This window comes from Allosphingosinicella sp. (assembly GCF_036387615.1).
In the GTDB taxonomy this organism is placed as follows: Bacteria; Pseudomonadota; Alphaproteobacteria; order Sphingomonadales; family Sphingomonadaceae; genus Allosphingosinicella.
In genome coordinates, this window is sequence record NZ_DASVTH010000041.1 from 80,514 (window position 1) to 96,021 (window position 15,508).

The window sequence follows — 15,508 nt, forward strand, 5'->3', positions numbered from 1 at the left end:
AGGCTTGTGCTCCTGCCAAAGCAGGAGCCCAGTCCCGCAGGCACTAGCTGGGCTCCTGCTTTCGCAGGAGCACTGGAGGGTTGCTTGACTGGCCTCGTCGTCTAATCGCCTTCGCATGACCGAATTGCCGAAGACGTTCGACCCCGCCGCCATCGAGGCGCGCTGGTATCAGCATTGGGAAGCCAAAGGCCTGTTCCGCCCCGACCGGAGCGAGGCCGAGCCGTTCACCATTGTCATCCCGCCGCCCAACGTGACCGGCTCGCTCCACATCGGTCACGCGCTCGACAATACGCTGCAGGACATCCTGATCCGCCACGCCCGCCTGCAGGGCAAGGACGCGCTCTGGGTGGTCGGAATGGACCATGCCGGCATCGCCACCCAGATGGTCGTCGAGCGCAACCTGGAGAGCCAGGGCGTGAAGCGCACGGACATGAGCCGGGAAGCGTTCGTCGAGCATGTCTGGGAGTGGAAGGCGCAATCGGGCGGCGCGATCACCCGCCAGCTCCGCCGCCTCGGCGCGTCCTGCGATTGGGCCAACGAGCGCTTCACCATGGACGAGGGCTTCACCCGCGCGGTCCTCAAGGTCTTCGTCCAGCTCTATCGCGACGGCCTGCTCTATCGCGACAAGCGTCTCGTCAATTGGGACCCGAAGTTCGGCACCGCCATATCCGACCTGGAGGTCGAGACCCGCGAGGCGCAGGGCAAGTTCTGGCACCTGCGCTACCCGCTCGAGGACGGCTCCGGCCACATCCAGGTCGCGACGACGCGGCCCGAGACGATGCTGGGCGACATGGCGGTCGCCGTGCACCCGGAGGACGAGCGCTATCGCACCTGGGTCGGCAAGCAGATCAGACTTCCGATAACGGGTCGCCTGATCCCGATCATTGCCGACGAACATGCCGATCCCGAACTCGGCTCCGGCGCAGTCAAGATCACACCCGGCCACGACTTCAACGACTTCGAGGTCGGCCGCCGCGCCGGCATCAAGGCGGCGGAAATGCTCAACATGCTCGATGCGCAGGCGCGGATCGCGCAGACGCAGGATGGCCTGATCCCGGCCGAGCTGGTCGGCCTCGACCGCTTCGAAGCCCGCTTGCGCGTGGTCGAGCTGCTGGAGGCCGAGGATCTGCTCGACAAGGTCGAGGATCGCACGATCCAGACGCCTTATGGCGACCGCTCGGGCGTGGTGATCGAGCCGTGGCTCACCGACCAATGGTATGTCGACGCCCAGACCCTCGCCAAGCGCCCAATCGAGGCGGTCCGCTCGGGCGACATCAAGGTCGTGCCCAAGACTTGGGAGAAGACCTGGTTCAACTGGCTGGAAAACATCCAGCCCTGGTGCGTCTCCCGCCAGCTCTGGTGGGGTCATCAGATCCCGGCTTGGTACTTTCCGCCTTTGGATCAAGCTGGGTTGCCCATTTATGGCGATCCGGACCGCCCATTCCAGGTTGTGGTTGCTGAAACTCGTGACGAGGCGATCGCACTCGCACGGTCAACATACTATAAGCAGTTCATAACTACCTCCGAGGCTCGATGGAGAGGTGAGGGCAAGGATAGCTGCGTCGTCTTTGTTGAGGTGGCGTCCTGGGGCGACGCAACGACCTTAATGGATACAGCCAATGTTCCTGAAATCGGGCGCGAATACCCCGATTACCCGATCTACTTCCGGCGGGATGCTGACGTGCTTGACACTTGGTTCTCGTCCGCGCTCTGGCCGTTTGGCACGCTCGGCTGGCCCGAGCAGACGGAGACACTCCGGCGCCACTACCCGAATGACGTCCTCGTCTCGGGCTTCGACATCATCTTCTTCTGGGATGCCCGCATGGCGATGCAGGGCTTCCAGTTCATGGGCGAGAAGCCCTGGAAGACGCTCTACCTCCACGGCCTCGTCCGCGACGCCAAGGGGCAGAAGATGTCCAAGTCCAAGGGCAATACGGTCGATCCGCTCGGGCTGGTCGACCGCTACGGCGCCGATGCCCTCCGCTTCACCCTTGCGGCGATGGAAAGCCAGGGCCGCGACATCAAGCTCGATGAGAAGCGCATCGAGGGCTACCGCAACTTCGCGACCAAGCTCTGGAACGCGGCACGCTTCTGCCAGGCCAACGGCATCGGCGGCTCGCACGGACTGCAGCCGCCCGCCGCGACGCTCCCGGTCAACCGCTGGATCATCGGCGAAACCGTGAAGACGATCCACGCGCTCGATCTCGCCCTCGCCGACTTCCGCTTCGACGAGAGCGCCAACACCATCTACCACTTCGTCTGGGCGACCTTCTGCGACTGGTACCTCGAGCTCATCAAGCCGGTGCTGACCCAAAATCCTCCCCGGGACGGGGAGGGGGACCGCTCGCCGCAGGCGAGTGGTGGAGGGGGCCCCCCACAGGAGACGCGGCAGGTCGCCGCCTGGGTGCTCGACCAGATCCTGGTCATGCTCCACCCTTTCATGCCCTTCATCACCGAAGAGCTTTGGCATGCCATGCCTGCCCTGAGCGGCGTCGGAGGAGGCAAACGCCCCTATGATCTCATCGTCGCCAAATGGCCGATGTCGGATGCGCGAGCGCTCGACGCAGAGGCCGGGCCGGAGATCGACTGGCTGATCCGCCTGGTCAGCGGCATTCGTGCTGCGCGCACCGAACTCGGCGTGCCCCCGGGAGCCAAGCTGGCGCTGCACGTGCGCGACGCGAGCGAGCGTACCTCCGCCCGGCTTGAGCGCAATCTCGCCGCGCTTCGCCGGCTCGCCCGCATCGAGACGGTCGCCACGGGCGACGCGCCGGCCGGCGGCTCGGCGCAGATCGTCCTTGAGGAAGCCACCTTCCTGCTCCCGCTCGAAGGCGTCATCGATATCGCCGCCGAGCGGTTACGCCTCGAGAAGGCCATGCAGGCCGCCGCCAAGGAGCGGGATTCTCTGGCGCAGCGGCTCGGCAATCGGAGCTTCGTTGAACGAGCAAAGCCGGAAGCGGTGGAGAAAGCTCGGGCTGATCACGCCGACAAGGCTGCGGAAGCGGAGCGACTCGAAGCGGCGCTCGCGCGGCTCGCCTAAGATCCTCCCCGGGACGGGGAGGGGGACCGCGACGCGAAAGCGGCGTGGTGGAGGGGGTGGGTCACGGAAGCAGCGTGGGTTCAGGTCCCCCTCCGTCAGGCTTCGCCTGCCACCTCCCCGTCCCGGGGAGGACCTAGGTTGTCGGCACCACCACCTCGATCGCTTTTTGCGCGACGGCGACGGTCACCGGCGTCCGCGCAAGTATCTCGCCGTCGATCGAGATCCGGTGATGCGGCCTTGTGTCGAGGCGCAGGCTCTTGCCGCGGAACTCGACAGTATTGTCGTCGCGGGAGCGCAGCTTGAAGAACTTGGCGTACCAATCCCAGGCGAGCCGGGCCAGGCTGCGCCCGGTCACCGCCTGGATGACGATGTCGCCGCTGTCGACATCGGTATTCTCGGTCAGCTCGACTCCGCCATGGAAGCGGCCGTTGAAGATCCGAACCTCCGTCGACCACAGCCGATGCTCCTTGGTTCCGTCGTCCACGATCAGGCGGAAGGGGCGGAACCGGACGAAGCACCAGGTCGCCCAGATCAGATAGCCGACGCGGCCGAGATAGCGCTTGAGCTTGTGCGGCACGCTATCCCCGATCATCGGCGACAACCCGAGCGCCGCGGCGTTTGCGAAATAATCGCCGTCGATCATTCCCAGGTCGATCCGCCGCCGCTTGCCGGTCGCGATCACCTCGACCGCGCCGTCCAGGTCGAGCGGAATGCCGAGGGTACGGGCGAAGCTGTTGGCGGTGCCGAGCGGGAGCAGCGCGTACACGCAATCCTTGTCGACCACATCGTCGACGGTGCCGGACAGCGACCCATCGCCGCCGCCCACAATCACCATCGGCGCGCCCTTCCGGATCGCGGCGCGCACCTCGTCGTCGAGCAGGTTCGGGTCCTTGACGGCATGGCTGGAGATCAGGCGCACGCCCGCCGCCTCGAGTTTCTGACACGCCTGTTCGAACAGGTCCTGACCTTTGCGCGAATGCGCGTTGACGATGAGGACGGCCTCGCGGGGCACGGGTCGGTTCGTTTCCACAAAGGAACAACACACCGGATCGCAATCCGTGTCCATCCGCCTTGCCGCTTCAAGCGCCACCCGGCTACAGCCGCCTCGATGACTCCCTGTCCTTTTCCCTCGGCGCGCCTTCGCAGAACCCGGGCTGGCGCCTGGTCGCGCGAGCTCGTCGCGGAGACGCGGCTGACCCCGTCCGACCTGATCTGGCCCTTGTTCATCACGGAGGGAGAAGGCGTCGAGGAGCCGATCACGACGCTTCCGGGCGTATCCCGCTGGTCGGTGGACCGCATCGTCGAACAAGCCCGAGAGGCGAGGGCGCTCGGCATCCCTTGTGTCGCGCTGTTTCCGAACACCCCGACGGCGCTTCGAACGGAAGACGCCTCCGAGGCGCTCAATCCGGACAATCTGATCTGCCGCGCGATCCGTGCCGTGAAGGATGCGGTCCCCGATCTCGGCGTGCTCACCGATGTCGCGCTCGATCCCTATACGGCCGACGGTCATGACGGGATCACCGACGAGCGCGGCTATGTCGTCAATGACGAGACCTCCAAGATCCTCGTCGAACAGGCTCTGGTCCAGGCTGCGGCCGGCGCGGATATCGTCGCGCCCTCGGACATGATGGACGGCCGCGTCGGCGCGATCCGCTGCGCGCTGGAGGAGGCGGGCCACCCCAACGTCCAGATCATGGCCTATGCCGCCAAATATGCGAGCGCCTTTTACGGCCCGTTCCGCGATGCGGTCGGCTCGCGCGGGCTCCTCAAGGGCGATAAGAAGAGCTACCAGATGGACCCTCGCAATTCGGACGAGGCGTTGCGCGAGGTCGCGCTCGACATCGCCGAAGGCGCCGATCACGTCATGGTGAAGCCCGGCCTCGCCTATCTCGACATCGTCGCGAAGGTGAAGGCGCGCTTCGACGTGCCGGTCTTCGCTTACCAGGTCAGCGGCGAATATGCGATGATCGAAGCCGCGGCGGCCGCTGGGGCAGGGGACAGGGACGCGCTCGTGCTGGAAACGCTCACCGCCTTCAAGCGCGCCGGCTGCTCGGGGGTGCTCACCTACCACGCGGCCCACGCCGCACGGCTCCTCGGCTAAAGGACGCGCGATGGCGACTGAAGCCGCGATCGCCGGGAACCGGGAGCGTTTCGCCCGGCCGCTGTTCATCACCACCATCATCGCCGGCTCGTTTCTGCTGTTCCTGACGCAGCCGATGGTCGCGCGCATGGCGCTGCCACGGCTCGGCGGCGCGCCTGCGGTGTGGAACAGCGCCATGCTGGTCTATCAGGCACTGCTGCTCGGCGGCTATGCCTACGCCCACTGGATCGGGCGGCTGCGCCCGCGCAAGCAGGCCGGACTTCACCTGGCGCTGTTCGCGATCGCGGCGCTATGGCTCCCGATCGGCCTCCTCCAGACCGACCTGCCCGCAAATTTCGCACCCGCTCTGTGGGTGCCCTGGTTCCTGATCGCCTCGATCGGGCCGCTCTTCTTCATCGTCTCCGCCCAGGCGCCGCTGATGCAGCGCTGGTATGCGCTCGAAAGCAGCCGCGGTGAGCCCTACGCCCTCTACGCCGCTTCCAACCTCGGCAGCTTCGCTGGGCTGATCTCCTACCCGCTGATCGTGGAGCCGTTGCTCACGCTCCAGCAGCAGAGCCTGCTCTGGACGGCGGGCTATGCGCTTCTCGTTCTGCTGGTCGCCGGCTGCGCGCTGACCATACCGCCCCAGGCGATCGAGGCGGACCAGACCGAAGCCTCGCCCGCCCCGAGCCGTCGACGCGTTCTGCACTGGATCGCTCTTGCCGCAGTCCCTTCGGGCCTGATGCTTTCCACCACGACCCACCTCACCACCGACATTGTCGCCGTTCCGCTGCTGTGGGTGGTCCCGCTCGGCCTCTATCTGCTGAGCTTCGTCCTCGCCTTCGCGACCCGCCGCGGACCGACCCAGTTCATCACGCAGGTCGCGCCGCTGATCGTCCTGATCGCCGGCGGGCTGTCATTCTTCGACGGGTCGCAGCGCCCGATCTTCTCCGCCACCCTCGGGCTCAGCCTGCTGTTCGTCATCGCGGTCGCACTGCATGGCGAATTGTACCGCCTCCGCCCCGCGCCCGACCACCTCACCGCCTTCTACCTCAGCATGTCGGCAGGCGGCGTGCTCGGCGGCGCCTTCTGCGCCATCGTAGCGCCGACCATCTTCGACTGGGCCTACGAGCACCCGCTACTGGTCTTGGCCGCCGCCTTTCTCCTGCCCCAACGCAATTATTTCGGCTTCATTGAACGGCTGTGGCAAAGACCACGGCTCGGCCCTGCATTGACCCTACTGCTGCCGACAGCCGTCCTGCTGCTCTCGATCCCCGCCGATCGCTACTTCTGGAGCGGCGCCCCGGAATGGGTGAGATTCGCCGCTCCCATACTGATCGCGACCCTGTCGCTGATCAGCATCGGCCGTCCCGCCATGCTCGCCGCTTGCCTTGCCGCCCTTATGCTGAGCTACGGCGGTTGGTCGACCCTGAAGGTGAGCTGGGGCGACACGCGGACCCGCAGCTATTTCGGCATCTACGAAGTCTCGACCCGACCCAGCGGCTCGGCCCGAGTCCTCACCCACGGCACCACCGTGCACGGCGTCCAGAGCCTCCGCCCCGGGCTGCAGCACGAACCGACCAGCTATTACACCCGCCTGTCCGGCGTCGGGCTGGCGATGGACGCCGCCGCGCCATTTTACGGCGCTCGCGCTCGTATCGGCGTGATCGGCCTCGGGACCGGCACGCTCGCCTGCTACCGCGTGCCGGGCCAAAGCTGGACCTTCTTCGAGATCGATCCGGTGATGGTCCGCATCGCGCGCGACGCCAAGCGTTTCACCTTCCTCTCCGGCTGTGCGCCCGACGCCCGTATCGTGCTCGGCGATGCGCGGCTCACCGTCGGCCGCCAGGCGCCCGCCAGCCTGGACCTGCTCGCCGTCGACGCTTTCTCCTCCGACGCCGTCCCCATGCACCTGCTGACCCGCGAGGCCCTCGACGTCTACGGGCGCGCGCTGCAGCCCTCCGGCCTGCTCCTCGTCCACATCTCCAACCGCTATCTCGATCTGAAGCCCGTGATCGCCGCCAATGCCGCCGCTCGCGGATGGCAGGCGCGCATCCTGAGCTACAGCCCCAAATACGAGGAGACCGTCCTCGAAGAGGCACACCCTTCCGTCTGGGTCGCCCTCTCCCGCGATCCCGCCATCCTCGACAGCCTTGCCCGCACGGGGCCGGACAAGGGCTGGCAGCGGCTGCGCGCCAACCCCGACTTCCCGGTTTGGAGCGACGATTATGCGACCATTCTTCCGCTCCTGCGCGGCCTGACCAAATGATCGAGACCGAGCGCCTGTTGCTTCGTAACTGGAGCCTCGACGACATCGAGCCCTGGCTCGAGCTCAACACCCCAGCCGTGATGCGCTGGCTCGGCGGCGTCCGCACCCGCGAGCAAGCCGTCGCAGCGATCACCGATCGTTTCATCCCCTGGCAGGAGCAGCGCGGCTTCACCTTCTGGGCGGTCGAGCGGAAAGTGGACGGCCGGCTGCTCGGCTTTTGCGGCCTCAAGCTCGGCGACGATCCGGGCAGCCCGGTCGAGGGAATGTACGAGATCGGCTGGCGCTTGCGGGAAGACGCCTGGGGGCAGGGCTATGCCAGGGAGGCGGCGGCCGCCTCGCTTGACCATGCCTTTCGCGCGCTCGGGGCCGAACGCGTGATGGCGCTTACGGTCGAAGGCAACGCATCGAGCTGGGGCCTGATGGAGCGCCTCGGCATGACGCGCCGGCCCGACCTCGACTACCACGGCCCGGAATGGGCGGAGGGGCCGGTGATCGTCTACCTGATCGAGAGGAGCGAATGGCGCAGTTCCTGACATTCGACGGCCACACGCCGCGCATCGATCCCACCGCCTTCGTGGCGCCGGGCGCGCAGCTGATCGGCGATGTCGAGATCGGGTCGGAAGCCAGCATCTGGTACAATTGCGTGCTGCGCGGCGACGTCAACCGGATCCGGATCGGCGCCCGCACCAACGTCCAGGATGGCAGCGTCATCCATGTCGACTCGCCCAAGGCAGGCGACCAGACCGGCCGCCCGACCCTGATCGGCGAGGAGGTGCTGATCGGCCATCTTGCGATGGTCCATGGCTGCATCCTCCACGACCGCGCCTTTGTCGGCCTGAGCGCGATCGTGATGGACGGCTGCGTGATCGAAAGCGACGCGATGCTCGCCGCCGGCGCGATGCTGACGCCGGGCAAGCGCATCCCCTCCGGCCAGCTCTGGGCCGGCCGCCCCGCCAAATATGTGCGCGACCTCAGCCCGCAGGAGCTGGAAGGTCAGCGCGCCGGCGTCGCGCATTACGTGGCGCTTGCCAAAGCGCATGCGGAGGCAATCAGGATGGGCTGAGCTGTCCGGACAGACGGTTCAGCTCGGCCTCCTGCTGCTCGGCCAACGCGCGCGCTTCGCCCTCGGCCTGCAGAATGGCCTGATAATCCTCTTCGTTGATCGTGCGCTCCGCCGAGCGGCGGATGCCCAGCGAGTCCAGTTCGGCGAGCGCATCGATGGTTCGGGCGCGTGCGGCCGAGAGTCGCGAGACTTCCTGTTGCGCCGCGACCCAGGCTTCCGATCCCGCCGCGCCGGCCCCGGCCACGGCCCGTTCGGCCCGAGGCAGGATCGAGGCGAACTCAGTCTGTCCGGCCCGGCCCGCGGCAAGCAACTCGGCGACCCGGGCCCGCAATCCCGGATCACTGGGCGGCGGTGCAGGAGTTCGCGCTTCGCTCCGAGACGCACTTTCCTCGGCATCCGGACAAGGGGCAGGCGCCGACCCCCCGGCCAGCCCTCGCTCCGCCGCTCGCGGGGCGAGTGACGGAAAGTCCCCCTGTCCAGCGCAGGCGGAAACCGAGGCGATCGCGAGCAGCAGCGCGGAGCGGGGAAAGCCGGACATAGCCCCGTCCTATGGACAAGCGCAGGCGCGAGCAACGGGGTTGCGCGGTCGCAGGCTTGCCCCTATGTCCCCCTCTCCCACGCGCCCGTAGCTCAGCTGGATAGAGCACCAGACTACGAATCTGGGGGCCGGAGGTTCGAATCCTTCCGGGCGCGCCATTTCCCTATGAAACCGCGAACTCGGAACTCCGCCGAACCCACGCCCGCACAGGCGACCAAGGTTCGGAGAAGTTCTGTCTTCCATCCCATGATCCGCACCTCCTCACCGTCCACCTCGACGCGCTGGGCAAGCACTCGAAGGTGATCGCGCCGATAAGTGCAATCCTGACTCAGAAGCCGCTTTCGCGCAGCAAGCGCGAAGGCACGCAGTGTCTCCGGCGTAGTTGCCGTGTCAGCCTTCTCCATCGTCCCCGCGTTCAGCACAGCAAGATCCAGATGCGTCCGGACCTGCGGGCGCGCGACGGACTCGCCGCGTCCTGCTGGGCCGCGGTTGAGGATGTCCTGTGCGCGCCGAGCGGGGGCGAGCGGGGTTGCTATGCGCGGCTGGAGATTGCGCCGTAGCTGCATGCACGAAGGCTGGCCGCCTACCCGGCCCTCGGGCTGGGCTGGTTCGCGTCTTCCCACCCGCCGCCGAGCGCGAGGAAGAGGGATACCAGATTGTCCGACAACTGGCCCTCGGCTTGCGCAAGCTCGCCTTGAACTTCGGCAAGGCGACGCTCGGCCTCAAGCACGATCTGGAAGCCTTCGCGGCCCGCCTCATATCTGAGACGTGCGATCCGGGCAGCTTGGGCGCCGCCGTCGCGGGCGCGGCGCAGCGTCTCGACGCGGGTGCGTTGGCTTGAATATCGGGTAAGCGCGCTCTCAGTCTCCTCGAGCGCGCCGAGCCATGTGCCGTCGAACTCGGCGAGCGCGGCCTCCGTCGTCGCCTCGGCCTGGGCGATCCGGGCGCGGACGGCGCCGCGGTTGAGGAACGCCCAGGTGATCAGCGGCCCGACGCTGTAGCGTAGGGCGCCGCCGGTCACGAGGCCGCCGATCGTTGCCGCGGTCGAGCCAAGCGAGCCCCCGAGACTGACATTGGGGTAGAGCTCGGCGGTAGCGACGCCGATGCGCGCGGTCGCCGCGGCGAGGCGGCGTTCGGACGCGCGGATGTCGGGGCGGCGGCGGAGCAGCGACGTGCCGTCGCCGATCGGGATCCGCCGGGTAAGGGCGGGGGACGTGCTGCAAGCGGCCACGACCTGGGGAAACTCCGCCGGCGGCCGGCCGGTCAGCACCGAAAGCTGGTACAGCGCGGTGCGGCGGTCGGCTTCAATCGTCGGTATTTGCGCGCGGGTTTGCTCGAGCAGTTGCGCCGCCTGCCCCGTCTCGAGCGCGGTGCCACGGCCGCCTTCGAGCAGGCGGCGAGTGAGGTCGAAGGTGCGCTGCTGGACAGCGACGCTGCGGGTTGCGACAGCAAGTTGATTGCCCGCGCTGCACGCGTCTGCATATGCGCGGACGGCTTCCGCGGCGACGGTCACGCGGGCGAGGTCGAACGCGGCCTGCACGGCGCCCACGTCGGCACGGCTCGCTTCGATGCCGCGGCGGATGCCTCCGACTAGGTCGACCTGATAGCCGACGTCGAGCCCGACGTCGAAGATCTCGCCGCTTGTGGCGCCGCCGGGCTGTCCCATCGCCGATTGCCGACCGGTCGAGGCGCTGGCGCCGATCGACCCCGCGGGCGACCGGTCGCCGCGCCGCTCGCGCAACGCGGCGCGGGCGCGGGTCAGGTTGGCGGCGGCGACGCGCAGGTCGGTGTTGTTGGCAAGCGCGTCGCGCACGAGGCCGTCGAGCACCGGGTCGGCGAAAAGGCTCCACCACGCCCCGCTCGGCTGATCCCCCGAGAAGACCGGGGAGCTTGCACCGGCGAACGGCGCCTGCGCCGGGGCCTGCGCTTCGGGCGATCGGTAGGTCGGGCCGACGGTGGTGCAAGCCGCGAGCGCGAGGGCGCTGGCGAGGGGAGCGAGGAAGCGGATCATTCCGCGGGCACCCCGGCGAGAGTGGTCGGGGTCGGATCGGTCCGCTTGCCGCGCCACGCTGCGAAGCGTTCGCCCAAGCCCCTCGTGGCGACGTAGAAGAATGGCGTGAACACCAAACCGAAGATCGTCACCCCGACCATCCCGAACGCAACCGCGGTGCCCAGCGCCTGGCGCATCTCGGCGCCCGGCCCCGTGGCGATGGCCAGCGGGATGACGCCAAAGATGAAGGCGAAGCTCGTCATCAGGATCGGGCGCAGCCGGGAGCGCGCGGCTTCGACCGCGGCGTCGAAGCGGCTGAGGCCGTGCTCTTCCTCGCCCTGCTTGGCGAACTCGACGATCAGGATCGCGTTCTTGGCGGCCAGTGCGACCAGGACGATCAGCCCGACCTGCGTCAGGATGTTGTTGTCCTGGCCGCGGACATTGACCCCGACCAGCGCCGCCAGGATGCACATCGGCACGATCAGGATGACCGCAAGCGGCAGCGTCAGCGCCTCGTATTGCGCGGCGAGCACGAGGAAGACGAGAAGCACCGCGAGCAGGAAGACGACCGTCGTGCTGCCCGTGCTCTTCTCCTGAAGCGCCAGCGCCGTCCATTCATAGTCGAAGCCGGGGGGCAGCGTGCGCGCGGCGATGCCTTCCATCGCGGCGAGCGCAACGCCGGAGGCGACGCCGGGCGCGGCCTGGCCCTGCAGCTCGACCGCGGGGAACTGGTTGTAGCGCACGACGCGTGCCGGGCCGCTGTCGGGGCGCAGCGTCGCCACCGAGGACAACGGCACCATGCCGCCGCTGACGGAGCGCACCTGGAGCCGACCGACGTCGGCGATGTCGTCGCGCGCCCAAGGCTCGGCCTGCGCGGTGACGCGCAGCGTGCGGCCGAACATGTTGAAGTCGTTGATGTAGGTCGACCCGAGATAGGTTCCGAGCGCTTCGTAGATCTGCGCCGGCTGGACGCCGAGCAGCTGCGCGCGGTCGCGGTCGATGTCGGCGGCGATGCGCGGCGAGCCGGTGTTGAAGAGGGTGAAGACCTGCGACACTTCCTTGGTCTTCTGCGCCTCTCCCATCATGCCGAAGGCCAAGCCCTCGAGCGCGCCGTAGCCCGCGCCCGATTTGTCCTGCAGCATCATCATGAAGCCGCTGCCGTTGCCGAGGCCGGGAACCGCGGGAGGCGCGATGAAGAACACGTTCGCCTCGTCGATCACGCCCGCGATCTTGCCGGTCAGCTGCTGCGACAAGGCTTCGGCCTTGAGCGCGGCCCCCTTGCGATCCTTTTGATCGGCGAGAAGGAGGAACATCGTGCCCGTGTTCGACGCCTGCGAGAAGCTCGCGCCGTCGAGGCCTGCGAAGACCGCGCTGCCGACGACGCCGGGGGTTGCGGTTGCAAGCTCGCGCGCGCGGTCGAGGATCTCCGTGGTGCGGTCGAGCGAAGCGCCCGGCGGCAGCTGCACCACGCCGATCAGATAGCCCTGGTCCTGTTCGGGTATGAAGCCGGTCGGCGTGCTGGAAAGCTGCCAGCCGGTGAGGCCGACCAGTCCGGCATAGACAACCAGCATGATCGTAGTCGTGCGGACCAGCCGCGCGGTCAGCCGTCCGTAGCGTTCGGCCAGCCATTCGAAACCGGCGTTGAACCGGTCGCCAGCGCTCCTGAAGAAGCGCCCGACCCCTGAGAAGCGGCCGCCCGGACCGGCGGTAGCCTGATGTTCGGCGTATGGCTTCAAAAGGATCGCGGCCATCGCGGGGGAGAGCGTCAGCGACACAAGCAGCGAGATCAACGTCGCGGCGGAAACGGTGACGGCGAACTGGCTGTAGAAAATGCCGGAGATCCCCGGCACGAACGCCGCCGGCACGAACACCGCCACGAGTACCAGTCCGATCGCGATCAGCGCCCCGGACACTTCGCGCATCGTCGCATGCGCCGCCTCGCGCGGAGTCATTCCGGCGCGAATGTGCTTCTCGACTGCTTCGACGACCACGATGGCGTCGTCGACGACGATGCCAACGGCAAGAACCAGCGCGAAGAGCGACAGTGAGTTGATTGAATAGCCGAGCGCGAGCTGGACCGCGAAAGTGCCGACGAGTGCGATCGGAATGGCGAGGATCGGGATCACCGCGGCGCGCCACGTCTGCAGGAAGACGACGACGACCAGGATGACGAGCAGGACCGCCTCCAATAGCGTGCTCTGCACCGCCGAGACAGACTCGGCGACATAGTTGGTGGGATTGTAGGGCACCGACCATGCGATACCGGGCGGGAAGGTCTTGGCGGCTTCCTTCACCTCGGCCTGGACCGCCTCGGCGGCATCGAGCGCGTTGCTTCCCGGCTGCTGAACTACGGCGAGGGCGACACCGCGCTTGCCGTTGAAGGTCGCGCGAAGGCCGTAATCCTGGCTGCCGAGTTCGATCCGCGCGACGTCACGGACGCGGGTGACGGCGCCGCTAACGGGATCGGTCTTGATGACCACCGCCCCGAACTCCTCCGGAGACGTGAGGCGGCCCTGAACCTCGATAGGCTGTTCGAACGCGGGATTGCCGCCTTCGTTGGGCGGGGAGCCGACCGTGCCGCCTGCCACCTGAACGTTCTGCGTGCGCAGCGCCTGGACGATCTCGCCCGCAGTTAAATTGCGTCCCGCGGCGCGATCGGGATCCATCCATACCCGCATCGAATAATTGCCGCCGCCGAACACGTTGACCGCGCCCACGCCTTCAATGCGCAGCAGGCGGTCGCGCAGCGTGTTCGTGGCGAAGTTGCCGAGATAATCGGTATCGAGATTGGGATCCGTCGAAGTCAGCGCGACGATCAGCAGGAAGCCCGAAGACTCCTTGTTGACGGTGACGCCGATCTGCCGAACCTGTTCGGGCAAGCGCGGTTCTGCGAGCGCGACGCGGTTCTGGACCAGCACCTGCGCGGCGTCGAGATCGGTGCCTGGCTGAAAGGTGACGGTGATCTGCGTCGTTCCAGAGGAGGTCGACGACGAGCTCATGTACAGCATGTTCTCGACGCCGTTGATCTCCTCCTCGATCGGCGCGGCGACGGTTTCCGCCATCGTCTCGGCCGACGCGCCCGCGAAGAAGGCCTGGACGCTGATCGTCGGAGGCGCGATCTCGGGATATTGCGACAAGGACAGCTGCGGATAGGCGAGCGCGCCGATCATCGTGATGAAAAGCGCGATGACCCCGGCGAAGATCGGCCGTTCGATGAAGAACGCGGAGATGTTCATCTAACGGGCGATGCGGTGGAGGATGGGGCCGAGGTGATCGCGGTGCCGGGAGTTCCTTCGGGCGGGCCTGGCGGCGGGATGCGGCCGGGCTTGGGCACGACCTTCTCGCCCGGACGCGCGCGTTGCAGGCCGCTGATGATGACGCGGTCCGCCGGCCGGATGCCGGAGCGGATGACGCGCAGGTTGCCGGTCAGTGGCCCCAGCACGACGGGCCGCGCGATCACTGTTCCCACCTTGTCGACCAGGTACACGACCTTGCGCGCGGCGTCGGTGACGACCGCGGTGTCGGGGATCAGCATCGCGCGATACGGTTGCGAGCCCGACAGCTGCATCTGGCCGAACATGCCGGGCTTTATGAAATTGTCTGGGTTGGGGACGACGGCGCGAGCTCGCACGGTGCCGGCGCCGGTATCGATTGTGCTGTCGACGAAGTCGAGCCGCCCCGCGTGGACGTAGGTCGGCTCGTCCTGGAGCTTGATGCGGACGGGTGTGCCGTTCGATGCGCCGGCGCGCTGGCGCTGGTATTTGAGGAGCAGCGCCTCCGAACCGTCGAAAGCGAAGTGGATCGGGTTGGTCGAAACGATCCTCGTGAGCACCGTCGTGTCGGCGGTTACGCTGTTGCCGACATCGACGATCCGCTCGGACACCCGGCCCGAGATCGGGGCGGTGACACGGGTGAAGCCGACCGTCAGCTGCTGCGCGCGCACCGCGGCCCGCGCCGCATTGACGTCGGCCTCTCCCGCCCGAACTCCCGCGCGGCGCTGCTCCACCTCCTCGGTGCTCGCGGCCTGCGAGGCGGCGAGCGTCTGCGATCGGGCGAGCTCGGTACGCGCGTTGATCAGGGTCGCCTCGGCACGGGCGAGCTGCGCGGCGCTCTGGTCCAGCGCGGCCTGCGCCGGTCGAGCATCGATCGTGAACAGGGTCTGCCCGGCGCGGACATAGGCGCCGTCGGTGAACGCAACCGAGCGCAGATATCCGGTGACCCGCGGCTTGACCTCCACGCTTTGAACCGCTTCGAAACGGCCGACATAATCGTCCCAGTCGACGACCTCCTGGACAAGGGGAGCTGCCACTGTGACCGGCATGGGGGGCGGGGGAGCTTCGGATGACTCGGCGGCACCGCATCCGGCGAGAAATAGGTAAACGGCGGCGAGGGCCGGCAAGCGCGTGTCGATAGTCATGCCAAGCCCCTTTGTGCCCTTGGCGGCGCCGGAAAGGGGCCGCCGCCTGCTGCTCAAGTCAACAGGCGATGACGGCCAATTAGGAACGCGTTCATGCCCTGTCAACGGGCGTAG

Annotated in this window: 11 protein-coding genes and 1 tRNA gene; 7 read left to right on the forward strand and 5 right to left on the reverse strand. The window is 67.6% G+C overall.

Translation table 11 applies throughout. The features are described 5' to 3' along the window. The first annotated feature begins 115 nt into the window (after positions 1 to 115). Positions 116 to 3,037, forward strand: a complete 2,922-nt coding sequence (locus VF631_RS08910) for a valine--tRNA ligase (RefSeq protein ID WP_431849932.1) — start codon at positions 116 to 118, stop codon at positions 3,035 to 3,037. A gap of 133 nt (positions 3,038 to 3,170) precedes the next feature. On the opposite strand, the gene VF631_RS08915 is transcribed toward VF631_RS08910, so the two are convergent. Next, complete coding sequence (locus VF631_RS08915; protein WP_431849933.1) at positions 3,171 to 4,103, reverse strand: diacylglycerol/lipid kinase family protein; 933 nt, start codon at positions 4,101 to 4,103, stop codon at positions 3,171 to 3,173. Between the two features lie 42 nt (positions 4,104 to 4,145). On the opposite strand from VF631_RS08915, the gene hemB reads away from it, so the two are divergent. From hemB to VF631_RS08935, 4 genes are read left to right on the forward strand one after another with little or no spacing between them, the layout of a single operon-like run. Next, positions 4,146 to 5,138: a porphobilinogen synthase gene (gene hemB / locus VF631_RS08920; protein ID WP_431849934.1), complete on the forward strand. Its 993-nt coding sequence runs from the start codon at positions 4,146 to 4,148 to the stop codon at positions 5,136 to 5,138. 10 nt (positions 5,139 to 5,148) lie between these two features. After that, entirely contained in the window at positions 5,149 to 7,386 is a 2,238-nt protein-coding gene (locus VF631_RS08925) for a spermidine synthase (protein ID WP_431849935.1), read from the forward strand. Beyond that, positions 7,383 to 7,919, forward strand: a complete 537-nt coding sequence (locus tag VF631_RS08930; RefSeq protein ID WP_431849936.1) for a GNAT family N-acetyltransferase — start codon at positions 7,383 to 7,385, stop codon at positions 7,917 to 7,919. The genes VF631_RS08925 and VF631_RS08930 overlap by 4 nt, the downstream gene beginning before the upstream one ends. After that, positions 7,904 to 8,449, forward strand: coding sequence for a gamma carbonic anhydrase family protein (locus VF631_RS08935; protein ID WP_431849937.1), 546 nt, complete (start codon positions 7,904 to 7,906; stop codon positions 8,447 to 8,449). The genes VF631_RS08930 and VF631_RS08935 overlap by 16 nt, the downstream gene beginning before the upstream one ends. Here VF631_RS08935 and VF631_RS08940 read toward each other — a convergent pair. Then, entirely contained in the window at positions 8,436 to 8,780 is a 345-nt protein-coding gene (locus VF631_RS08940) for a hypothetical protein (protein WP_431849938.1), read from the reverse strand. The two genes, VF631_RS08935 and VF631_RS08940, sit on opposite strands and share 14 nt — an antisense overlap. A 288-nt stretch (positions 8,781 to 9,068) precedes the next feature. Between VF631_RS08940 and VF631_RS08945 the strand changes: the two genes are divergently transcribed. Together VF631_RS08945 and VF631_RS08950 are read left to right on the forward strand one after the other, a co-directional pair. Then, positions 9,069 to 9,145: transfer RNA gene (locus VF631_RS08945), tRNA-Arg, on the forward strand. Positions 9,146 to 9,421: 276 nt separating this feature from the next. Continuing rightward, the gene (locus VF631_RS08950) at positions 9,422 to 9,547 is read left to right on the forward strand and encodes a hypothetical protein (protein ID WP_431849939.1); all 126 of its coding nucleotides are present in this window, start codon (positions 9,422 to 9,424) and stop codon (positions 9,545 to 9,547) included. 23 nt (positions 9,548 to 9,570) lie between these two features. Here the strand turns inward: VF631_RS08950 and VF631_RS08955 are convergent, their stop codons facing one another. Genes VF631_RS08955 through VF631_RS08965 form a run of 3 tightly spaced genes read right to left on the reverse strand, consistent with a single transcriptional unit; the run spans position 9,571 to position 15,394 of the window. After that, complete coding sequence (locus VF631_RS08955; protein ID WP_431849940.1) at positions 9,571 to 10,998, reverse strand: efflux transporter outer membrane subunit; 1,428 nt, start codon at positions 10,996 to 10,998, stop codon at positions 9,571 to 9,573. Further along, on the reverse strand, positions 10,995 to 14,213 hold the full coding sequence (locus tag VF631_RS08960) for an efflux RND transporter permease subunit (RefSeq protein WP_431849941.1): 3,219 nt from the start codon (positions 14,211 to 14,213) through the stop codon (positions 10,995 to 10,997). The genes VF631_RS08955 and VF631_RS08960 overlap by 4 nt, the downstream gene beginning before the upstream one ends. Then, positions 14,210 to 15,394: an efflux RND transporter periplasmic adaptor subunit gene (locus VF631_RS08965; RefSeq protein WP_431849942.1), complete on the reverse strand. Its 1,185-nt coding sequence runs from the start codon at positions 15,392 to 15,394 to the stop codon at positions 14,210 to 14,212. The genes VF631_RS08960 and VF631_RS08965 overlap by 4 nt, the downstream gene beginning before the upstream one ends. Positions 15,395 to 15,508 lie beyond the last annotated feature (114 nt).